Origin of the sequence: Nocardia sp. NPDC059764, assembly GCF_042732555.1 — a bacterium.
Taxonomy (GTDB): Bacteria; Actinomycetota; Actinomycetes; order Mycobacteriales; family Mycobacteriaceae; genus Nocardia.
On the sequence record NZ_JBHWHH010000033.1, the window covers coordinates 31,506 to 53,097 of the forward strand.

At 69.0% G+C, this 21,592-nt stretch carries 21 protein-coding genes; 9 read left to right on the forward strand and 12 right to left on the reverse strand.

Annotation, left to right across the window (positions count from 1 at the left end; genetic code table 11):
• Positions 1-241: 241 nt before the first annotated feature.
• Positions 242-1,042: an HAD family hydrolase gene (locus ACFV4K_RS09955; RefSeq protein WP_379273611.1), complete on the forward strand. Its 801-nt coding sequence runs from the start codon at positions 242-244 to the stop codon at positions 1,040-1,042.
• 469 nt (positions 1,043-1,511) lie between these two features.
• Here ACFV4K_RS09955 and ACFV4K_RS09960 read toward each other — a convergent pair whose 3' ends face one another.
• From ACFV4K_RS09960 to ACFV4K_RS09980, 5 genes are all read right to left on the reverse strand, one after another.
• A complete protein-coding gene (locus ACFV4K_RS09960; RefSeq protein ID WP_379273613.1) occupies positions 1,512-2,258 on the reverse strand; it encodes an oxidoreductase in 747 nt (248 codons plus the stop codon).
• Between the two features lie 61 nt (positions 2,259-2,319).
• The gene (locus tag ACFV4K_RS09965; RefSeq protein WP_379273614.1) at positions 2,320-3,990 is read right to left on the reverse strand and encodes a dipeptide ABC transporter ATP-binding protein; all 1,671 of its coding nucleotides are present in this window, start codon (positions 3,988-3,990) and stop codon (positions 2,320-2,322) included.
• On the reverse strand, positions 3,987-4,943 hold the full coding sequence (locus tag ACFV4K_RS09970) for an ABC transporter permease (RefSeq protein WP_379273616.1): 957 nt from the start codon (positions 4,941-4,943) through the stop codon (positions 3,987-3,989). Before ACFV4K_RS09970 ends, ACFV4K_RS09965 begins: the two co-directional genes overlap by 4 nt.
• Positions 4,944-4,956: 13 nt before the next feature.
• Positions 4,957-5,883 carry an ABC transporter permease gene (locus tag ACFV4K_RS09975; RefSeq protein WP_357087656.1) on the reverse strand — a complete coding sequence of 309 codons (927 nt, stop codon included), beginning with the start codon at positions 5,881-5,883 and terminating at the stop codon, positions 4,957-4,959.
• Between the two features lie 4 nt (positions 5,884-5,887).
• On the reverse strand, positions 5,888-7,399 hold the full coding sequence (locus ACFV4K_RS09980) for an ABC transporter substrate-binding protein (protein WP_379273640.1): 1,512 nt from the start codon (positions 7,397-7,399) through the stop codon (positions 5,888-5,890).
• A gap of 298 nt (positions 7,400-7,697) precedes the next feature.
• Between ACFV4K_RS09980 and acs the strand changes: the two genes are divergently transcribed.
• The 4 genes from acs (at position 7,698) to ACFV4K_RS10000 (ending at position 12,598) form a co-directional block, all read left to right on the forward strand.
• The gene (gene acs / locus ACFV4K_RS09985; RefSeq protein WP_379273618.1) at positions 7,698-9,644 is read left to right on the forward strand and encodes an acetate--CoA ligase; all 1,947 of its coding nucleotides are present in this window, start codon (positions 7,698-7,700) and stop codon (positions 9,642-9,644) included.
• Positions 9,645-9,846: 202 nt separating this feature from the next.
• Positions 9,847-11,073 (forward strand): Na+/H+ antiporter NhaA, encoded by a 1,227-nt coding sequence (gene nhaA / locus ACFV4K_RS09990; RefSeq protein WP_379273619.1) that lies wholly within the window; start codon positions 9,847-9,849, stop codon positions 11,071-11,073.
• Positions 11,074-11,114: 41 nt separating this feature from the next.
• Complete coding sequence (locus ACFV4K_RS09995) at positions 11,115-11,627, forward strand: phage holin family protein (RefSeq protein ID WP_379273621.1); 513 nt, start codon at positions 11,115-11,117, stop codon at positions 11,625-11,627.
• Positions 11,628-11,650: 23 nt separating this feature from the next.
• On the forward strand, positions 11,651-12,598 hold the full coding sequence (locus ACFV4K_RS10000) for an alpha/beta fold hydrolase (RefSeq protein ID WP_379273622.1): 948 nt from the start codon (positions 11,651-11,653) through the stop codon (positions 12,596-12,598).
• Positions 12,599-12,661: 63 nt separating this feature from the next.
• Here the strand turns inward: ACFV4K_RS10000 and ACFV4K_RS10005 are convergent, their stop codons facing one another.
• The 4 genes from ACFV4K_RS10005 to nth are packed head-to-tail and all read right to left on the reverse strand — an operon-like array spanning position 12,662 to position 15,951.
• Complete coding sequence (locus tag ACFV4K_RS10005; protein ID WP_379273624.1) at positions 12,662-13,855, reverse strand: MarP family serine protease; 1,194 nt, start codon at positions 13,853-13,855, stop codon at positions 12,662-12,664.
• Complete coding sequence (locus ACFV4K_RS10010; protein WP_379273626.1) at positions 13,852-14,580, reverse strand: NUDIX hydrolase; 729 nt, start codon at positions 14,578-14,580, stop codon at positions 13,852-13,854. The genes ACFV4K_RS10005 and ACFV4K_RS10010 overlap by 4 nt, the downstream gene beginning before the upstream one ends.
• A 37-nt stretch (positions 14,581-14,617) precedes the next feature.
• Positions 14,618-15,274, reverse strand: a complete 657-nt coding sequence (locus ACFV4K_RS10015) for a TlpA family protein disulfide reductase (protein WP_379273628.1) — start codon at positions 15,272-15,274, stop codon at positions 14,618-14,620.
• Positions 15,271-15,951: an endonuclease III gene (nth, locus tag ACFV4K_RS10020; protein ID WP_379273642.1), complete on the reverse strand. Its 681-nt coding sequence runs from the start codon at positions 15,949-15,951 to the stop codon at positions 15,271-15,273. Before nth ends, ACFV4K_RS10015 begins: the two co-directional genes overlap by 4 nt.
• Positions 15,952-16,243: 292 nt before the next feature.
• Here nth and ACFV4K_RS10025 point away from each other — a divergent pair, with 292 nt between their 5' ends.
• Positions 16,244-16,486, forward strand: coding sequence for a hypothetical protein (locus tag ACFV4K_RS10025; RefSeq protein WP_033089361.1), 243 nt, complete (start codon positions 16,244-16,246; stop codon positions 16,484-16,486).
• A gap of 270 nt (positions 16,487-16,756) precedes the next feature.
• The gene (locus ACFV4K_RS10030) at positions 16,757-17,431 is read left to right on the forward strand and encodes a Crp/Fnr family transcriptional regulator (protein WP_019044571.1); all 675 of its coding nucleotides are present in this window, start codon (positions 16,757-16,759) and stop codon (positions 17,429-17,431) included.
• A gap of 90 nt (positions 17,432-17,521) precedes the next feature.
• On the opposite strand, the gene ACFV4K_RS10035 is transcribed toward ACFV4K_RS10030, so the two are convergent.
• The 3 genes from ACFV4K_RS10035 to ACFV4K_RS10045 all read right to left on the reverse strand — a co-directional run bounded on the left by ACFV4K_RS10035 (position 17,522) and on the right by ACFV4K_RS10045 (position 19,031).
• A complete protein-coding gene (locus ACFV4K_RS10035) occupies positions 17,522-18,328 on the reverse strand; it encodes an MBL fold metallo-hydrolase (RefSeq protein WP_379273630.1) in 807 nt (268 codons plus the stop codon).
• A gap of 83 nt (positions 18,329-18,411) precedes the next feature.
• Positions 18,412-18,867: a RidA family protein gene (locus ACFV4K_RS10040; RefSeq protein ID WP_379273632.1), complete on the reverse strand. Its 456-nt coding sequence runs from the start codon at positions 18,865-18,867 to the stop codon at positions 18,412-18,414.
• Positions 18,867-19,031: a DUF4177 domain-containing protein gene (locus ACFV4K_RS10045; RefSeq protein WP_213558954.1), complete on the reverse strand. Its 165-nt coding sequence runs from the start codon at positions 19,029-19,031 to the stop codon at positions 18,867-18,869. The genes ACFV4K_RS10040 and ACFV4K_RS10045 overlap by 1 nt, the downstream gene beginning before the upstream one ends.
• Before the next feature lie 269 nt (positions 19,032-19,300).
• Here ACFV4K_RS10045 and ACFV4K_RS10050 point away from each other — a divergent pair, with 269 nt between their 5' ends.
• The gene (locus ACFV4K_RS10050) at positions 19,301-20,320 is read left to right on the forward strand and encodes an ArsA-related P-loop ATPase (RefSeq protein WP_379273634.1); all 1,020 of its coding nucleotides are present in this window, start codon (positions 19,301-19,303) and stop codon (positions 20,318-20,320) included.
• A 2-nt stretch (positions 20,321-20,322) separates the two neighbouring features.
• Positions 20,323-21,498: an ArsA family ATPase gene (locus ACFV4K_RS10055; RefSeq protein WP_379273636.1), complete on the forward strand. Its 1,176-nt coding sequence runs from the start codon at positions 20,323-20,325 to the stop codon at positions 21,496-21,498.
• Positions 21,499-21,592 lie beyond the last annotated feature (94 nt).

Consider the following 21,592-nt stretch of genomic DNA (forward strand, 5'->3'; position numbering starts at 1 on the left):
CCATGTCCAGGTAACTGCGATACTACACCCAAGCCCCGGCCGTATTGCAAGTCCGCCCGGCGAGTCTTTTTCCCGTCCTGACCGCCCGGCTTCCCGCTGGCTAACCCCGACGAACCCCAGTTCAAACGTGACGTCGACCATGGCCGCTGACCGCGTCGCATGAAGGACCCCGGCGCATCGAGGACCCACGCGGGACGACCCATGAGGCCCGCCGCGCGACGCGGAACCATATCCTGGACCCGTGACAGCCGAACGCGGACGAGTCGCCGCCTTCTTCGATCTCGACAAGACGGTGATCGCCCGGTCGAGCGCTTTCGTCTTCAGCAAGCCGTTCCTGGACCAGGGTCTGCTCAGTCGGCGCGCGGTGCTGGAGAGCAGCTACGCGCACTTCCTGTTCCTGCTGTCCGGCGCCGATCACGACCAGATGGAGCGCATGCGCGAGCACCTCACCAAGATGTGCGCGGGCTGGGACGTCGACCAGGTGCGCTCGATCGTCGCCGAGACCCTGCACGACATCGTGGACCCGCTGATCTACGCCGAGGCCGCGGATCTCATTGCGGACCATCGGATTCGGGGACACGACGTGGTGATCGTCTCCGCCTCCGGCGAGGAGGTGGTGGCCCCGATCGCGGCCGCCCTGGGCGCGGACCATTTCGCCGCCACCCGCATGGTGATCGAGAACGGCCGGTACGCGGGCGAAGTGGAGTCCTACTGCTATGGCCCCGGCAAGGTCGAGGCGATCGAAAAGCTTGCCGCGCGATACGATTACAACCTGGACCGCTGCTACGCCTACTCCGACTCGGTGACCGATCTGCCGATGCTGGAGGTGGTCGGTCATCCGACCGTGGTGAACCCGGACCGGGGTCTGCGGCGCGAGGCCGCCGCCCGCGGCTGGCCCGTGCTGGCCTTCTCGAACCCGGTGTCGCTGTGGGCCCGGATCCCGGCGCCGACGACCACCACGGTGGCCGCGACGGTCGCGGTCGGCTTGAGTGCGGTGGCGGCCGGAGCACTGAGTTACCGGCTGCTGCGCCGTCGCCGCTGACCCGGTCATTCGTCCGAAATGCCGGGCGTGAAACGAGGCGGACACGCCGGGATTGGAAAGTTTCCGCAGGTCTTGATGTGACGGCGGTCACGGGGTAACAATGGAGGCACGGAAGGACGGAAGGCCAAGATCGGATCGGAAGAGAAGATTCGACCTCCCATCCCACCCTTCCCAGCACGGACACCAGGCACCCACGCGGAGCACGCCGCGACAAGGGCACGGATAGTTGTGGGCCTGCGTTATCCAGGATTTCGAGGGCGAGGGCCTCGCATCCAATGCGGGGATGAACCACCGGATCCCGGAGAGCTCGCCGAGGCCGAAGAGAACACAACCCGAAAAGCACGCTTGGTAACCGGGTAGTCCGTGCTAGCGGGCGGTGAGGTCGCAATCGCGACAACGCCGCCCGCTCTTAATGCGTGTGATACCTCGAATCATGGTGGTGCACACGCATTTTTGATGTCAGGGGCGTTTACCCCGAGGCGGCGTCCGCGATCGAGCGGGCTTCGCGCGCGCCGTCCTCGAGCGCACCGCAGGTGAAGATCACCCAGCCGCCGACCCCGTCGGCGGTGCCCATGCCGAAGGAGGCCGCCGCGTCCAGGTACGCCTGACGGCGGCGGAGCCAGAAAACCTCGGGGACGCCGAGGCTGTGGGGGTCAAGACCGCTGGACACCGCCACGAGCCGGGAGGCGGCCCGGGCGACGATCCCGTCGGCGGTGCCGAAGGGGCGCAGCGAGAGCAGCTCCCCGTGGACGACGGCCGCGATGACCGGCGCGGGCGCTTTGGTCGTGGTGACGGTCTGGGCGAGCAGGTCCAGGCGCTCGGCGACTCCGGGCACATTGCGCGGGCGGCCCAGCTGCTGCTGGTCCTCGACCATGTCGGCCGCGGCGAGCAGGTGCAGGCGGGCCAGGGCCTGGAGGGGCGCGCGCTGCCAGACGCCGACCAGGTTGGTGAGGGCCTCCGCGTCCAGGGCCTGCCCGACCCGCAGCGAGCCGGCGAGGATCGGGTCCTCGACCTTGCCGTCGGCGGGCAGGTCGATGGTGCCGCCCTCGATGGCGGCCGAGGAGCGGGCCGCGCGGACGGCGGCCTCGGCGGCTGTGGTGGGCCAGCCGCGCCGGTTCGCCCGGTGGCGGTGCACCTCGGCGAGGGCGTCACGGGCCTTGTCGGCGGCGTCGCGCACGCCGGGCAGGTCGACGAGGGGCTGCAGCGGGTCGGTCACGAGATACGAGGCTACTGGCTGGTCACCAACGCCCCGGCCACCACCTCGTGCCCCGGGCCCGTCAGCTCACGTGCAGATCACGGCCTGGGATGGCTTCGAGCAGTCGCTGGGTATACGGCGACCGCGGGTTCGCGAACAGGTCGGTGGTGGGCGCCGATTCGGCCACCTTCCCGTCCTGCATGACCAGGACCGAATCGGCGATCTGCCGCACCACCGCGAGGTCGTGGGTGATGAACAGGTAGGAGAGCCCGAATTCGGCCTGCAGGGTGTTGAGCAGCTCGAGGATCTGGTCCTGCACCAGGACGTCGAGCGCGGACACGGCCTCGTCGCACACGATGAGCTCGGGTTCCAGCGCGAGCGCGCGGGCGATGGCGACGCGTTGCCTTTGGCCGCCGGACAATTCGCGCGGGTAACGGGCGGCGACGGCGGACGGCAGGGCCACCAGGTCCAGGAGTTCCCGGACGCGGGCGTCGCGTGACTCCCGGGTGCCGATGCGGTGGGTGCGCAGCGGTTCGGCGATGGCTCGATGGATCGAGTAGGTGGGATCCAGTGACCCGTAAGGGTTCTGGAAGATCGGCTGGATCCGACGCCGGAATGCGAGCGGCGTCCGGCGGGCGAGTTCGGCGACGTCCTTGCCGTCGAAGTGCACCGAACCCGCTGTGGGCGTGTCCAATCCGAGTACCAGGGACGCCACCGTCGTCTTGCCGGAGCCCGATTCCCCCACCAGCGCGGTGGTGGTACCCCGCCGCAGCCGGAACGAGACATCCTGGGCCGCAGTGAATTCCGTGTTCTTCCACGGCACCGATCCGCGCACCCGGTACCGCTTGGTGAGCCCCTCGGCGACCACGATGTCGTCGGGCACGTCGGCCGCTTCGGCGTCGGCCACGTCGACGGCGAGGTCCCGGTAGGCGGCGCGCTCGGTGGTGGTGGCGCTGCGCCGCGCGGCCAGCGAGGGCGCCGCGGCCACCAGTCGTCGCGTGTATTCGTGGCGCGGATCGCGCAGGATCTCCGCGGCCGGTCCGGATTCCACCACCCGCCCGCGGTACATGACCACCAGGTGTTCGGCGCGTTCGGCGGCGAGCCCGAGGTCGTGGGTGATGAGCAGCAGCGCGGTGCCGAGTTCGCGGGTCAGTTCGTCGATGTGGTCGAGGATTTGGCGTTGCACGGTGACGTCGAGCGCGGAGGTCGGTTCGTCGGCGATGAGCAGCGTGGGCCGCGCCGAGAGCCCGATGGCGATGAGCGCGCGCTGCCGCATCCCGCCGGAGTATTCGTGCGGGTACTGGCCGGCCCGCCGTTCGGGTTCCTTGATCCCCGCCTGGGCGAGCAGTTCCACCGCTCGCTGCCAGGCGGCCCGTCCGCGCGCGATGCCGTTGGCGGCCAGGGTTTCCGAGATCTGGAATCCGACCTTCCATACCGGGTCGAGGTTGGACATGGGGTCCTGCGGCACGAATCCGATCCCGTTGCCACGCACCGCGACCAGCTCCGATTCGGATGCTCCCGCGAGATCCCGCCCCTGGAACAGGATGCTGCCGGATTCGACGCGCCCGCCGCCGGGCAGCAGTCCGATGACCGCGTGCGCGGTGGTGGATTTCCCGGACCCGGACTCCCCCACGATGGCCACGGTCTGGCCGGGGTACACGGTGAGGTTCGCCCCGCGCACCGCCTCGACCCGGTTCTCGCCGGATCCGAAACACACTCGCAGGTCTCGGATGTCGAGCAGGGGCTCGGTCATCGTCGCTCCTTGGGGTCGAGTGCGTCGCGCAGGGCGTCGCCGAGCATGATGAAGCCGAGCACGGTCAAGGCCAGCGCGGTGGCCGGGTAGAACAGGATGAGCGATCCGGCACGCAGTTGCCGCTGTCCGGCCGCGATGTCCGCGCCCCAGGACACTTCGGTGGGCGGCAGTCCGACGCCGAGGAACGACAGGGTGGCCTCGGTGACGATGAAAACGCCCAGCCAGATGGTGGTCACCACGATGACCGGTCCGAGCGCGTTGGGGATGATGTGCCGCACCAGGATCCGGAATCGCGACACCCCGAGTGCCTCGGCCGCGAGCACGTAGTCGCTGCCCTTGGCGGCGAGCACGGAGCCGCGGGCGATGCGCGCGACCTGCGGCCAGGTGAACGCCGCGAGGATGGCGATCACGACCCAGATGGTGCGGTGCCCGGCCAGCTGCATGAGAACGATGGCGGCCAGCATGAGCGGGATGGCGTACACGATCTCGGCGATCCGGGAGATGATCGAATCCAGCGGTCCCCCATAGAATCCCGCGAGCGCGCCGAGGCTGCCGCCGACGAGCAGGAACAGCAGGGTGGCCCCGACGCCGGTGAGCACGGAGGCCCGCGCGCCGTAGATGGTGCGGGCGTAGATGTCGCAGCCTTGCAGGTCGTAGCCGAACCAGTGGTCCCGATTCGGCGGCGCGAGACTGAAATCCACCACGCAGTGCCGCGGATCCTGTCCGGTGAACAGCCCCGGGAAGACGGCGACCAGCAGCACCAGCACGATGATGGCCATCGAGACCAGGAACAGCGGCTTGCGGCGCAACTGCCGCCAGGCCGAGCCCCAGAATCCGGCGGGCGCGCCGTGCACGTCGACCCGGTCGGTGGCGACCACTTCGACGGCGTCGGGCGGCGCCACCCAGCGTTCCTGGCCGGGTCGCGGATCACGGGGCGGTGCGGTTTCGGGCATGTCGGCGCTCCCGTCAGGCATAGCGGATCCGCGGGTCGAGCACGGCGTAGAGCAGGTCCACGATCAGATTGGAGAGCAGGAAGATGACGATGAGCGCGGTCACGAAGGACACCACGGTCGGCGCCTCGCCGCGCACCACGGCCTGGTAGAGGGTGCCGCCGACGCCGGGGATATTGAAGATGCCCTCGGTGACGATGGCCCCTCCCATGAGCGCGCCCAGGTCGGCGCCGACGAAGGTGACCACCGGGATCAGCGAGTTGCGCAGGATGTGCACCACGACCACCCGCCGCCGCGGCAGGCCCTTGGCGGTGGCGGTGCGCACGAAGTCGGCGTCCTTGTTCTCCGCCACCGAGTTCCGGGTCAGCCGCAGCACGTAGGCGAAGGACAGCGAGGCGAGGACCAGCGCGGGCAGGACGAGCCGCGGGATGCTCACGTCGGAGCCGACGGTGACGGGCGCGAGATGCCAGGTGACGCCGAACAGGAACTGGGCCAGGAATCCGATCACGAAGATGGGCATGGCGATCACGAGCAGGCTGAGCACCAGCATGGTGGAGTCGAACCAGCCGCCCTTGCGCAGTCCGGCGATCACGCCGAACGCGATGCCGAACACGGCCTCGAAGAACACCGCGAGCAGCGCCAGCCGGAAGGTGATCGGGAAGGCTCGGGCGAGCACTTCACGCACCGGCCGTCCCGAGTACGAGGTGCCGAAGTCGAGGGTGACGATGCCCTTCAGGTAGTGCAGGTATTGCCACCAGAACGGTTTGTCCAGACCGTATTGCGCTTTCAGCTGTGCTTCCAGTGCCGGTGTCAGCGTGCGCTGCCCGGCCAGCGCCGTGACCGACCCGCCGGTGACCTTCCAGATCAGGAAGTAGATGAGCAGCGTCGCGCCGAAGAACACCGGGATCATCTGCAGCAGCCGCCGCGCTATGTACCAGGCCATCAGGTCACCTCAGCTCGATGTTCTCGAAGTCGGCCAGGCCGTTCCAGGTCATGACCACATTGCGGACGCGTTTGGAGTAGCCGGCGGAGTTGATGTAATCGAAGACCGGGATGGTGGGCAGGTCGTGCAGCAGCACGGATTGGGCCTGCCCCACCAGCTTCCACGATTCCTGTTCGGTGGGCGCGGCTTCGGCGGCGGTGAGCAGCCGGTCGAATTCCGGGTTGCTGTAGTCGACGTCGTTGGTCTCCGAGCCGGTCACGAAGCCGGGTTCGAGGAATTGCAGCATGGTCGGGTAGTCGCCCTGCCAGCCGTAACGGAAGGCCTTGCCGATGGTGCGGTGCACGATCTGGTCGCGCAGTTGCTTGAAGGTCGGGTAGGGCGCGCCGACCGCGTCGATGTGCAGCGTGTTGCGAATGCTGTTGGCCAGGGCGTCGATCCAGGCCTGGTGGCCGCCGTCGGCGTTGTAGGCGATCTCGAAGCGCCCGCTCCAGGGCGCGATGGCGTCGGCCTGGCTCCACAGCCGGGCCGCCTCGGCCGGGTTGTAGTCGAGGACGTTCGAGCCGGGCAGGTCCGGGTTGTAGCCGGGCAGCACCGCGGACGTGAAGTCGCGGGCGGGAATGCGGGTGCCGTGGAAGATCTTCCGCCCGATCTGCGCGCGGTCGATGGCCATCGAGAGCGCCTGTTGTCGCAGCCGTCCCTCCTCGCCGCCGAAATGCGCCATGTTGGGCTGGAATCCGAGCCACTGGTTCTGCGCGGTCGGGGCCTCGATCGCGCGGTCGCCGAGATCGTGTTCGTAGACGGCGATGGCGCTGTCGGGGATGGTGTCGAGCACGTCGAGGTTGTCGGCCAGCAGATCCGAGTAGGCGGCGTCGAAGTTGGAGTAGAACACGAAGGTGAGGCCCTTGTTGCGCGACGGCCGCCCGCCCCGGTAGCTCTCGTTGGGCACCACGGTGAGCTGGACATCGTGCTGCCAGGCATTGCCGTCGGCGAATCGGTAGGGGCCGTTGCCGATCGGGTGCTCCCCGAAGGCCTTCATGTCCTTGAAGGCGGCGGTGGGCAGCGGATAGAACGGCGCGTAGGCCAGCCGGGTCCGGAAGTCGATGGTGGGCGCGACCAGGTCGACGGTGAAGTGCAGGTCGTCGACCACTTTCAGCCCCGACATGGTCTGCGCGCGTGGCGGATCCGCCTGCACGTCCGCGAATCCCGCTATCGGCCCGTAGGTGTAGCTCTGCAGTTGTGCGTTGGTGACCAGCGCCCCGTAGTTCCAGGCGTCCACGAAAGAGTGTGCGGTGACCGGTGTCCCGTCACTGAAGGTCCACCCGGGCTTCAGGGTGATCCGGTAGTGCTGCTGGTCGGCGGTGTCGATGGATTCGGCCACCTCGTCGTGCAGCGCGCCGCGCTGGTCGATGTAGCGCAGTCCCGCGAACAGCCGGTCGACGATGCGCCCGCCGCCGTTCTCGTTGGTATTGGACGGGATCAGCGGATTCTGCGGTTCGCTGCCGTTGACGGCGATCATGTCGCCGTAGGCCGGGGTGACGGCGCATCCGGTCAGGCTCGCGCCCGCGATCAGCGCGAGTACGGCGGCCAGCACGGCGATCCCTCTGATTCTCAACGCGTTCTCCCGCCTCGAGCCGCTGTCGGTGACAGGGACAGTAGTGACCGGCACCGCCCTTGTCAGGGGATCGCCCCACCGTGTGTCCCGGGGGCCGCCCCACCGATCGAGACAGCGCAGCCCGGCCCAGGTCACAGTCGGTTAGGGTCGGACGTGGCCGTCGTCACCCACGCGGCTTGCACGCGAGAGAAGAAGAGACGAGATGACCGAGACATCCGCAGACCACCTGGATGCCTATCCGCCCAGCGCTGAGTTCGCGGCCGCCGCCAATGGCGACGCCTCTCTTTATGCTCGATCCCAGTCCGGCCGGGAGGGCTTCTGGGCCGAGCAGGCGCGGCGCCTGCACTGGCATCAGCCGTTCACCCAGGTGCTGGACTGGACCGACGCCCCCTTCGCCAAGTGGTTCGCCGACGGCAAGCTGAACGTCGCCTACAACTGTGTGGACCGGCACGTGCTCGACGGGCACGGCGATCAGGTCGCCATCCGCTGGGAGGGCGAGCCGGGCGATTCGCGCGACCTCACCTACGCCGACCTGCTGGCCGAGGTGTCGAAGGCCGCCAACTACCTGACCGGCCTGGGCCTGGTCGCCGGCGACCGGGTCGCCATCTACATGCCGATGGTCCCCGAGGCCATCGTGTCGATGCTGGCGTGCGCCCGCCTGGGCCTGACCCATTCGGTGGTGTTCGCGGGCTTCTCGCCCAGCGCCCTGCGCCAGCGCGTCGACGACGCCGCGGCCAAGCTGGTCATCACCACCGACGGCCAGTGGCGGCGCGGCGCCGCGGCCCCGCTCAAGGCGGCCGTGGACGAGGCGCTCGCCGAGGGCGAGTCGACCGTCGAGCACGTGCTCGTGGTGCGCCGCACCGGCCTCGACACCGAGATGACCGAGGGCCGCGACCTGTGGTGGGACGAGACGGTCGCGCTGTCCTCCCCCGAGCACGAGGCGCAGGCCTTCGACGCCGAGCACCCGCTGTTCATCCTCTACACCTCCGGCACCACCGGGAAGCCGAAGGGCATCCTGCACACCTCCGGCGGCTACCTGACCCAGGCGGCGTACACCCACCACCAGGTGTTCGACCACAAGCCGGGCCAGGACGTGTACTGGTGCACCGCCGACATCGGCTGGGTGACCGGGCACAGCTACATCGTGTACGGCCCGCTGGCCAACCGCGCCACCGAGATCGTCTACGAGGGCACCCCGAACTTCCCGGACGAGCACCGGCACTGGCAGCTCATCGAGAAGTACGGCGTCAGCATCTATTACACGGCGCCGACCCTGGTCCGCACCTTCATGAAGTGGGGTCGCGAGATCCCCGACGCCCACGACCTGTCGAGCCTGCGGCTGCTGGGCTCGGTCGGCGAGCCGATCAACCCCGAGGCCTGGCGCTGGTACCGGGATGTGGTGGGCGGCAACAAGACTCCCATCGTGGACACCTGGTGGCAGACCGAGACCGGCGCCATCATGATCTCCCCGCTGCCCGGCGTCACCGCGGCCAAGCCGGGCGCGGCCATGACCCCGCTGCCCGGCATCTCCGCGAAAGTCGTTGACGAGGAGGGCAATCCGGTCCAGCTGGGCGAGACCGAGGCCAACGGGTACCTGGTGCTCGACGAGCCGTGGCCGTCCATGCTGCGCGGCATCTGGGGCGACAACGAGCGCTACGTGGACACCTACTGGTCCCGCTACGCCGAGAAGGGCTGGTACTTCGCCGGCGACGGCGCGAAGCTCGACACGGACGGGGACCTGTGGGTGCTCGGCCGCGTCGACGACGTGATGAACGTGTCGGGCCACCGCATCTCGACCGCCGAGGTGGAGTCCGCGCTGGTCGGGCACTCGGGCGTGGCCGAGGCGGCGGTGGTCGGCGCGTCCGACGACACCACCGGCCAGGGCATCGTGGCGTTCGTGATCCTGACCGCCGAGGCCAAGGACACCGGCGCGGATCTGATCACCGAGCTCAAGGCCGAGGTCTCCCGCGAGATCTCCCCCATCGCGCGCCCGCGGGAGATCCACGTGGTGCCGGAGCTGCCCAAGACCCGCTCGGGCAAGATCATGCGCCGCCTGCTGCGCGACGTGGCCGAGGGCCGCGAGCTGGGCGACACCTCAACCCTGGTGGACCCCAACGTCTTCGAGGCCATCCGGGCCGGCAAGGCGTAACCGGAAGCACCCCGCGCGAGGCCCTCCGATCGCTGATGGGGGGGCCTCGCCGCTGTGGGATGGTCAAGAAGTTCCGGGCAAACCGTTAGAATTGCGCAAAAGGTGTGCCGGGAAGTCTGGTCGGCATGCGGTTGTGCCGTTGATCCCGTCAGTGGTGTGCACGCCGCTGTTCTGTCGAACGCACGGCTGAAAGGTGCACCCGGTGATCGCTCAGGTCCGATCGGAGCTCACGCGCTATCTGAGAACCGAAACCTTCGGTGGCGCACTCCTTCTCATCGCCGCCGCGAGCGCGCTCATCTGGGTCAACTCGCCGTGGGGCGCGAGCTACACCACCATGGTCGACACCAAGCTCGCGATTCCGGCTCTCCACCTGGACCTCACGCTGGCCGACTGGACCAAGGACGGCCTGCTCGCCATCTTCTTCTTCGTCGCCGGTCTGGAGCTCAAACGCGAGCTGGTGGTCGGCGAGCTGGCCGATCGCAAACGCGCCACCCTGCCCATCGTGGCCGCCGTCGGCGGCGTGATCCTGCCCGCGATCATCGCCATGGTGGTCGGGCACGGCGTGGAGGGCATGGATCGCGGCTGGGCCATCCCGGTCGCCACCGACATCGCCTTCGCGCTGGCCGTGCTGGCCATGACCGGGTCGCGGATCCCGGCCGGCGCCCGGGTGTTCCTGCTCAGCCTCGCCGTGGTGGACGACCTGATCGCCATCATCCTGATCGCGGTGCTGTTCACCACCACCCTGAAGATGCTGTGGCTGCTGATCGCCGTCCTGTGCTTCGCGGGCTGGGCGCTGGGCCAGCGGTTCCGGATCGGCACCCCGTTCCTCTATGTGCCGCTGGGCCTGCTCTCCTGGTACGCCCTGCACGAGGCCGGCATTCACGCCACCCTGGCGGGCGTCGCGTGCGGCCTGCTCACCCGGGTGCGCCCGGATCCCGGCGAGGACGAGCACTGCGTGCCCGCCGCCCGGCTCGAGCACTTCTTCCAGCCCATCTCCGCGGCGCTGTGCGTGCCGCTGTTCGCGCTGTTCGCCTCCGGCGTCCCGCTGGATTCGGCCGTGCTGTCGCAGCTGTTCACCAACCGGATGGCGCTGGCCATCATCCTGGGTCTGCTGGTCGGCAAGACAGTCGGTATCTTCGGATTCAGTTGGCTCGCCGTGCGGTTGAGGATCGCCGAACGACCGGGGGATCTCGGGTATCGGGACATGTTCGCCCTGTCGGTACTGGGCGCGATCGGCTTCACCGTTAGCCTCTTGGTGGCAGAACTGGCCTTGGAAGACGTCGGCGACGGGTCGGCGGCAGAACTCGCGAAAGCGGCTGTGTTGCTCACGTCTTTGGCGGCTTCCCTGGCTGGTTCGGCGCTACTGTTGCGTCGTGGCCGTGCTCACCAGGCACGACGTGACGAGCGCGCACTGCAAAGTCAAGAGTGACACCGGAACGTACTACCGGGACATGGAGAAGGGTCGAGCAATTGAGCTTCACACAGGGCGGTAACGGCTACGACGGGAACCGCACCCGCACCGTCACCTCGATTCCGTTGTCCGATATCGACGCCCATCAGTCGGCCACCATCGGCAGTCTGGTCCGCGACGCCACCGAGCAGATGTCGACCCTGGTGCGCGCCGAGGTGGAGCTCGCCAAGACCGAGGTCACCGGCGAGATCAAGAAGGGCCTGCAGGGCAGCGTCTTCTTCATCCTGGCGCTGACCATCCTGCTGTTCAGCTCCTTCTTCTTTTTCTTCTTCCTCGCCGAACTGCTCGACGTGTGGCTGTACCGCTGGGCCGCGTTCCTGGTGGTGTTCCTGCTGATGATCGCGGCGGTCGCGGCCTTCGCGCTGCTCGGCTACCTCAAGGTGCGCAAACTGCGCGCGCCGGAGAAGACCATCGGCTCGCTGAAGGAGACCCAGACGCTGCTGTCGAGCAGCTTCAGCCACTCCGACGAGCACGCGGTGGACGCCACGGCAGTCGGCGAGCCCCGGACCTAGACCTTCGATTACGCTCCTTCGGCGTGTCGTCGAAATCGCAGCCGGATCCGTCCGCAGTCCGCTATGACGGGCCGTGGACCCATCGCGACGTGCGCGCCAACGGCATTCGCTTCCACGTCGTCGAGGCCGCGCCCGAACCCGCCCAGCCCGGAACCAGCACGCCGCTGGTGCTGCTGCTGCACGGTTTCGGCGATTTCTGGTGGTCGTGGCGGCATCAGCTGACCGGGCTGGCCGCACGCGGCTACCGCACCGTCGCGGTGGACCTGCGCGGCTATGGCGACACCGACAAGCCGCCGCGCGGCTACGACGGCTGGACCCTCGCCGGTGACGTGGCCGGACTGGTCCGAGCCCTCGGGCACACCGAGGCCACCCTGATCGGGCACGCCGAGGGCGGGCTGGTGTGCTGGGCCACCGCGGTCCTGCACCCCCGGGTGGTGCGGTCCATCGCCCTGATCAGCTCCCCGCACCCGGCGGCGCTGAAAAGAGCCGTGCTGCGCGACGACGCGCAACGCTCGGCCTGGCTGCCCGGCTTCCTGCGCTACCAGCTGCCGCGTCTGCCCGAGCACCGGCTCACCCGCGACGACGGCATCGAGATCGAACTCCAGCTGCGCGACCGGGTCAGCGAACGGTTCTCCGCCACCGAGGAATTCGCCGACACCGCCCGCCGCATGCGCACCGCCATCCGGATCCCCGGCGCCGCGCACTGCGCGCTGGAATACCAGCGCTGGGCCTTCCGCAGCCAATGGCGGCCCGACGGACGGCGATTCATGTCCGCCATGAGCGAGCCCGTGCGGGTGCCGACCCTGGCGATGTACGGCGACCGCGACCCCTACATCCTGCCCGGCACCATCCACCGGGGACGGCAGCTGTCGCCGGAGCGGCGGCTGGTCGAGATTCCCGGCGCGGGTCACTATGCGCACCAGGAGAATCCGGAACCGGTGACCGCGGAGATCGCGAAACTGCTGGCCTGACCGGCCCACCACCGACAGCGGTCCCCGGCGAATCAGGTCGCCGGGGGCCGCTTTCGGTCTCGATCAGCTCAGCACGCAGCTGCCGGTGCCGACGGCCGTCGACTGGTTCGACGCCGCATCCAGTTCCGGCTTCACCTCGTCGAGGGTCAGCACGTACCCGGTGTCGTCGTCGGTGACGGCCGCGCCGAACACCACGCCCAGGATCCGGCCGTCGGTGTCCACCAGCGGACCGCCCGAGTTACCGGCCCGGACCTGACCGCGGATGGTGTACACCTCACGCTTGACGTCGGCGTCGCGGTAGATGTTGGGGCCCTTGAGGTTCAGCGTCTCGCGCACCCGGGCCGCGCTGGCCGTGTAGCGCCCGCCGCCGGGGTAGCCGAGCACGATGGAGCTCTCGCCCGTGCCGGCGTCCTTCGGGGCCAGCGCCAGCGGCTGGGCATTGAGGCCCGGCACCGCGAGGATCGCGACGTCCTTCTGCGAATCGAAGAGCACCACGGTCGCCGGCAGCGGGCCGCGCGCGGTGTCCACGCTGACGCTGTTGGTTCCCGCCACCACGTGCGCGTTGGTCATGACCCGCTCCGGGGCCACCACGAACCCCGAACCCTCCAGCTGCCGTTGGCAACTGGGCGCGATGCCGCGGATGCGCAGCACGCTGCCCTGCAGCTGCTGGGCGATGGGCAACTGCAGCACACTGGCGTCGGGCGGCTCCACCGCGGTGATCGGGACGTGCCCGAACGGGCCGATGACGTCCGGCAGCCCGGAGGTGTTGAGCAGGTTGGAGAAGTCGGTCGGCACCCGCCGCAGCCAGTCCGGCGCGACATGGTCGACATTGCGCAGCACCTGGGAGTTGGTGACCGCGGCCGCGATGCCCGGCTGCGAGGAGTTGGTCAGCGGCAGCGCCAGCAGCCACGCGGTGGCCAGCACCGCCACCGCCTGCAGGCCCGCGCCCACCACACTGTCCACGCTGCGGGTGAACGGATCCCGCATGCCGCCGCGCGCGGCCCGCCCGAGCACCATGCCCGCGACCTCGCCGATGATCACCAGCGCCACGATGAGCAGCACGCCCACCAGCACCCGCGTCCGGCCCTCGCTGAGGTGCTTCAGAATGTGCGGCGCGATCAGGATTCCGGCCACCGCGCCCAGGATGACGCCCAGGAAGGCGAGCGCCGAGGCGACCGCGCCCTGCCGCCACCCGGAGGTGGCCGCGAGCAACGCCAGAATGATGATGCCGAGGTCGAGCCAGCCAGAGGCGCTCATAATGTCATCCCTACCGCGGCCAGCGAGGCCTGCAGATCACGTACATCGTGATGGTCCCATTCGTGTTCCCACCCGGATACCGCCAGCAGTCCGGCGAGCACGCCGGCGGTGAACCCCCACACCAGCATTCCGTCCACGGTGAACGCCGGGCCCATATAACCCAGCGGATGCCGCACCACGAAACGATTGGCCGGATCGATGAGCTCCGGCACCGGCACCCGCGCCACCCGGGCCGCCTCGGTCTCGCTCACCACGCCTACCGCGCCGGGCGTGCGCCAATAGGCGACCACCGGCGTCACATCGAACCGCGACGGCGGCACGAAGATCTTGGGCAGCACCGCGAGCGGCTCCACGCTCGCCGGATCCAGGCCGGTCTCCTCGTTGGCCTCGCGCAGGGCGGTGCTGATCGGGCCGTCGTCCTGCGGCTCCACCCCGCCCCCGGGGAACGCCACCTGGCCGCTGTGCTGGCGCAGGGTGGCGGCACGCTGGGTGAGCAGCACGTCGGCGTCGGCCGGAAGACCGCCCGGCGTATCGGGATCCGCCTCCGGGGAACCGCCGAACAGCACCAGCACGGCCGCGTCCCGGGGCCGGGTCGCGGCGGCGGCGAAGCGCCGCATGGCACTGCGGCGCAGGACCGGGTTCACGCCGGTGGGGTCGGCCGGATCGTGCTCGGCCACCCCGCGTAGCCAGGCCGGAATCCCATTGCTGGACGCCTCGAGTCTCATCACCACACCCTCACCGAAAACCGCGGACCGGCCGCGCTCACGCCCGGACTCCCAATTCGGCCGCGACGGTATCGGATATGTCCTCGACGCTGCGGAACGGGCGCACCACGACTGTGGCAACGGTGCCGTCCGCGCGCAACAGCACCGAGATCGGCAGCACGGCAGGCGCTCCGACGGCGGCGCGGACCTTGGAGTTCGGATCCACGACGCCCGGCAGGTGGATACCCAGCCCGCTCAGCCGCGACAGCGCCTTGCCGGTGCCGGGATCGCTGTGCACGGTCAGCACGGTGAGCGCGGTCCCCGCCTGCTGCGAGAACTGTTGCAGCAGGGGCAGTTCCTCCGCGCACGGGCCGCACCAGTAGGCCCACAGGTTGATCAGGGCGGGCTTGCCCGCCAGCGCCGCGACCAGGTCCACGGGCTTGCCGTCGGCCAGACAGTCCAGGGTGATGCCGCGCAGCGGGGTGTCGCCGACGGGCGCGCCGGTGGGTAAGGGGCAGTACGCCAGCGCGGCCGCGGCCCGATCGGCCTCGGCGACCGCCGGTTCGGCGGGGGCGGTGGTCGACCCGGTGGCGGTGCTCTTGTCATCGGTGCGGGTGAGCTGCGGCCACAGCGCGACGACGGCCGCCACGGCGACGATCACCGCCACCAGGACCCAGCGCCACCAGGTGTTGCCCCGCGTCGCCTCGGCGCTCACAGGCCGACCAGTTCGAGAAGGTGCTCGGCCTCCGGGCCCTTCACGAGTTTGGCGGCCTCGGCCGGATCGGTCGGCCCGGTCCCGAAGGACGGGCAGTCGTGGGCCAGCAGGCAGGCGCCGCACGCGGGTTTGCGGGCATGGCAGACGCGGCGGCCGTGGAAGATCACCCGGTGCGAGAGCATGGTCCAGTCCCGGCGCTCGATCAGCGCGCCGACGGCGTGCTCGACCTTGACCGGATCCTCCTCGGCGGTCCAGCCCCAGCGCCGCACCAGCCGCCCGAAGTGGGTGTCGACGGTGATGCCGGGGATCCCGAAGGCATTGCCGAGAACGACATTCGCGGTCTTGCGCCCGATCCCGGGCAGGGTGACCAGCTCGTCCAGGGTACTGGGCAGTTCTCCGTCGAATCGCTCGACCAGTTCCTGGCCGAGCCCGATCAGCGAATTGGTCTTGTTCCGATAGAAGCCGGTCGGCCGGATGTACTCCTCCAACTCGGCGCGATTGGCCTCGGCGTAATCGCGTGCGCTGCGGTACTTCACGAACAATGCCGGTGTGGTCTGGTTCACCCGCACATCGGTGCACTGCGCGGAAAGAATTGTGGCGACCGCCAATTCGAGCGGCGTAGTGAAATCAAGCTCACAGTGCGCGTCCGGGAACTCCCGTGTCATTTCCCGATACATCCGCCGCGCGCGCCTGACCAGGCCGGTCCGAGTCTCTTTGTCGCGCTTGCGCGCTTTGGCCGGGCGCGGGAACGATGGCGCATCCGCGACAATGACCGCGGCCTCGGCAGGAACCGTGGCAGCGTCCGATTTCGCTGTCGCGAGGCCCGAATTATCCGGGTCTGCCCCGCTCAGGGCCGCGTTGGATTCAGTGACACGCACGCGTCCACCTTACGGAACGCGCACTCCGTCACAACCGGCCAGCGGGCCTCCCGTGTTCCATCTGAGACCTTCGGCGTGTTTACTGCTGCCTATGCAAGGACTCGCTGTGGTGCTGTTTCCGATAGCGCTGATGCTGTTCGCGTTGGTGATGGAACGGGTCGAGAATCGACTGCGCAAGTTGCTCGAGCCCGACCCGGAGGTCCAGCAGTACCTCGATCGAGCCACGAATGCCGAGGTCAGCGATCTGACCAAGCTGGGATTGCCGGCCGCCGCCGCACGGCCCCGGCGGGCCCGGCCCGCGGCCAAGGGAATGGACGTCGCGCAGGCCAGCTGACCCGGGCGGGTCGGCGGTCGGGTGGTCCGGTGGCTTCGAGCCCCGGACCACTTTTTACGATCTTCATGACGCCGGTCTCACGGCGTGTCGTAGATTCGTGTGAAGCGTGTCGCAAGTTGCGTTGTGTGTCGCGTACTGGGGCTCCGCGTATCCGAGTATCAGCTCGGCGCGTGGTGTCTATCACTACCCGGCGGTAATGCAAAGTAGACTGCACTGTCGGCCGAGTCGTTTCGGTCCAGGACAGAGCCATTTCCCATAAGGAGCACATTCGTGGACGAGGCCCTCGCCAGAGCAGGCATCTTCCAAGGCGTCGAGCCCACCGCGGTGGCCGCTCTCGCCAAACAACTACAGCCCGTTGATTTTCCGCGCGGCCATGTCATCTTCAACGAGGGTGAGCCCGGCGACCGGCTGTACATCATCACCTCGGGCAAGGTGAAGATCGGCCGCCGCTCCCCCGACGGCCGGGAGAACCTGCTGACGATCATGGGCCCGTCCGACATGTTCGGCGAGCTCTCGATCTTCGACCCGGGCCCGCGGACCTCGACGGCCACCACCGTCACCGAGGTCAGAGCCGTCACCATGGACCGGGACGCGCTCAAGGCATGGATCGACCAGCGTCCGGAGATCGCCGAGCAGCTGCTGCGGGTGCTCGCCCGCCGCCTGCGGCGCACCAACAACAACCTGGCCGACCTGATCTTCACCGACGTGCCAGGTCGTGTCGCCAAGGCGCTGCTGCAGCTCGCCCAGCGCTTCGGCACCCAGGAAGCGGGCGCCCTGCGGGTGACCCACGACCTGACCCAGGAAGAGATCGCCCAGCTGGTCGGCGCCTCCCGCGAAACCGTGAACAAGGCCCTGGCCGACTTCGCGCACCGCGGCTGGCTGCGGCTCGAGGGCAAGAGCGTGCTGATCTCCGACTCGGAGCGGCTGGCGCGCCGCGCTCGCTGACGCGAGACGGACAGACGAATACGTCGAAGGATCGGGCATCACCTCCGTAGCGGTGCCCGATCCTTTCGCGTTTCCGTGCGAACCGTGCGTCTAGCCCTGCGAACGCAGGTAGGCCAGCTGGGCTTTCACCGAACTGCGCGCGGCGGGCCAGAGCCGCTTGTCGACATCGGCGTAGACCTCGGCGACGATCTGCAGGGATTTGGCGTTGTGGCCCAGCTTCTCCAGCGCCGCGCGCACCTGGTTCAGGCGCTCCTCGCGGTGCGCGATGTAGTAGCGGATGACCGGTTCGGCATCCGGATGGTCCGGGCCGTGCGCCGGGAGCAGGGTGCGGCCGGGAGCCACCGACACCAGGCGATTCAGCGAATCCAGGTACGCGGCCAGCGCGCCGTCGGAGGATTCGAGGACCGTTGTCCCACTCCCCAGGACGGTGTCACCGGTGAGCAGGACTCGCTCGCCGTCCGGGCCGTCGACCAGAAAACTCAGGGAATCCCCGGTGTGACCGGGGGTGGCGAGCACGGTGATGCGCACACCGGCCGCCTCGATGACCTCGCCGTCGGCCAGGACCGTGCCCGAGCCGCGCAGGAAGTCGGAGCCCTTGGCGCGCACCGGGGTTCCGGTGGCCTTCACCAGGTGGTCGATGCCGCCCGTGTGATCCGCGTGCTCATGGGTGATCAGCGTCAGCACGATCTCGCCGCCGGTCGCGCGGACCAGCGCCTCGGTGTGCTTGCGATCCTTCGGACCCGGGTCCACCACAACATATTCCGTGGCGCCGGGGGCGCGGAGCAGCCAGGTGTTGGTGCCCTGCAATGTCATTCCGCTGGGGTTGTCGGCCAGGACGACGGCGGCGGACGGAGTCACTTGCCGCATTTGTTCGTACGCGGGGTGGGTGAGCGTCATACTTTTCCGTCCTAATGCACCGCGCGTGATGCGTCCAGTGTTGGACGCATCACGCTTTCGATTGTGCCCCAAGCATTTCGGGGTTATCGCACCTCGGCGATGAGCTCCACCTCGACCGGGGTGTCGAGCGGCAGCTCGTTGACTCCGACCGCGGAGCGGGCGTGTACCCCGGCCTCGCCGAGGACCGCGCCCAGCAGCTCGGACGCGCCGTTGATGACCAGCGGCTGACTGTTGAAACCCGCCGCCGAGGCCACGAAGCCGACCACCTTGACGATGCGCACGACATTGTCGAGGCCGACCAGGTCGTGCACCACCGCGAGCGCGTTGAGCGCGGCCAGCTTGGCCATCTCCGCGCCCTGCTCGATGGTGATCTCGTCGCCGAGCTTGCCGGTCAGCGGCAGTTCGCCGTTGACGAACGGCAGCTGGCCGGAGGTGTAGACGTAGTTGCCGGTCCGGACGCCCGGCACGTACACCGCGACCGGCTTCGGCGCGACCGGCAGTTCGAGTCCGAGCTCCTTCAGGTTCTCGGCCCAGGTCATCAGCTCTTCGCCCGCTTCAGGTAGGCGACGTGCTGTTCACCGGTCGGTCCGGGCAGCACGGTGACGAGTTCCCAGCCGTCAGAACCCCACTGGTCGAGGATGGCCTTGGTGGCATGGGTCAACAGGGGCACCGTCGCGTACTCCCACACGGTCACTTCACTCATGCGCTGAGAGTAGCCCCGGCGGGGTTCTCCCAGTGCCGCACCCCATCTGCCTCCGCTTCGCTACGGCTGTTCGCGGCCCTCGTAACCTCGGCCTTCCCTCCTCCGCTCCTCCGCTTCGCGCCCGTTTCGCTCCGAGCGCGGGGCGGCGGAGCGCAGTCCATGCCGAGGCGGGCCGCGAACCAGAAGTGGTGTATCAGACAGTTTGTCGCGCCTGTGGGCAGGAATACGGAACGAGTTATAGGCTCGCGAGCGTGGGAGTACCGATAGCAGTGCCCGTTTCGGTTGAGCCGGGGGTCGAAGCAGGTTGGCCGGAGCGGGCGGACAAGGCCCGCCTGCATTACGTATCCGGGAAGGGGGGCACCGGGAAGTCGACGGTCGCCGCGGCGCTCGCGCTGGCACTGGCCGCCGGGGGGCGCCGGGTGCTGTTGGTCGAGGTCGAGGGCAGACAGTCCATCGCGCAGCTGTTCGATCTGCCGCCCTTGCCGCCCACCGAGACTCGCATCGCCACCGCGGACGGCGGCGGCGAGGTGATGGCGCTGGCCCTCGACGTCGAGCACGCCTTCCTGGAATACCTCGACATGTTCTACAACCTCGGCTTCGCCGGCCGGGCCATGCGCCGGGTCGGGGCCATCGAGTTCGTCACCACCATCGCGCCGGGCCTGCGGGATGTCATCCTCACCGGCAAGATCAAGGAATGCGCGGTGCGGGCCGACAAGTCCGGCAAGCCCGCCTACGACGAGATCGTCATCGACGCGCCCCCGACCGGCCGGATCGCCGGCTTCCTGGACGTCACCCAGGCCATGGCCGACATCGCCGGCGGCGGGCCGATCGCCTCGCAGGCCGAAGGCGTGTCCAAGCTGCTGCACTCCGAGCAGACCATGATCCACCTGGTCACGCTGCTGGAGGCGCTGCCGGTGCAGGAGACCGCCGACGCGGTCGCCGAACTCACCGCCAACGACCTGAACATCGGCACGGTCATCGTGAACCGGGCCAGCGAGGGCTACCTGCCGCGCACCGTGCGCGAACGGGCCGCCCTCGGCGAGGTCGACGTCGACGCCCTGAAGGCTGGGCTCGCCGAAGCCGGAGTCGCCTTGTCCGAGGCCGACTTCCAGGGTCTGATCACCGAGACCGTCGAGCACTCCGCACGCCTGGCCGCCCAGGACGAGAGCGCCGCCGAGCTGGCCCAGCTCGACATCTCGCGGCTGTACCTGCCGTCGCTCACCGACGGCATGGATCTGGGCGGGCTCTACGAGCTGGCCGAAGTCTTGAGCGCGCAGGGGGTTCGCTAGTCATGGTCGTTCCGGCAGGCACTGTGCCCCTGGATATCTCGAAGATCATCGCCGACCCGTCGGCGCGGATCGTGGTGTGCTGCGGTTCCGGCGGCGTCGGCAAGACCACCACGGCCGCAGCCATCGCGCTGCGCGCGGCCGAGGTCGGCCGCAAGGTCGTGGTGCTGACCATCGACCCGGCCCGTCGCCTGGCCCAGTCACTGGGCGTCAGCGATCTGGGCAATGTGCCGCAGAAGGTCGAGCTGGGGCCGGAGGCCAAGGGCGAACTGTTCGCCATGATGCTGAACATGCGCCGCACCTTCGACGACATGGTGCTCGAGCACACCACTCCGGACAAGGCCGAGCAGATCTTCGCCAACCCGATCTACCAGACCGTGGCGTCCTCCTTCGGTGGCACGCAGGAGTACATGGCCATGGAGAAGCTCGGGCAGCTCGCCGCCAAGCGGGAGTGGGACCTGATCGTGGTCGACACCCCGCCCTCGCGGAACGCCCTGGACTTCCTGGACGCGCCGAAGCGGCTGGGCAACTTCCTGAACGGCAAGATGATCCGGGTCATCATGGCCCCGGGCCGCGGTGTCGGGAAGTTCGTCGCGGGCGCGATGAGCCTCGCCCTGCGCGGCGTCTCGACCATCGTCGGCGGCCAGCTGCTCAAAGACGCCAGTGTCTTCTTGCAGTCACTGGAATCCATGTTCGGCGGCTTCCAGGATCGGGCCGACCGCACCTACGCGATGCTGTCCCGGCCGGGCACCCACTTCCTGGTGGTAGCGGCGGCCGAACCGGACGCGCTGCGCGAGGCCAGCTTCTTCGTGGACCGGCTCTCGACCGACAAGATGCCGATGGCCGGACTGGTGCTCAACCGCACCCACCCGGTCCTGAGCTCGCTGTCCGCCGAGCAGGCGCAGGTCGCGGCGGATCGCCTGGTCCCGGAATCCGAGAACGGCGCGACGCCGGAACCCGAGGTGGAGACGCCGGAGGCGCTCGCGGCCGCGGTGCTGCGCATCCACGCCCATCGGGCCGCCACCGCCAAGCGGGAACAGCATCTGCTGCACCGGTTCACGGGCGCTCACCCGAGTGTGCCCATCGTGGCCGTCACCGCGCTGCCCTTCGAGGTGGCCGATCTGGAGGCGCTGCGCGCCGTCGGTGACCAGCTCGTCGAGGCCGGCGCCAAGCCCGCCTGACGCGGACCCGCCGAGCCCTCGGCTCGGTTTTCGGCTTTCGACCCTTTGGTTTGAAATGCCCGATCCGACCCCGGACACGGATCGAGCCCGCTCC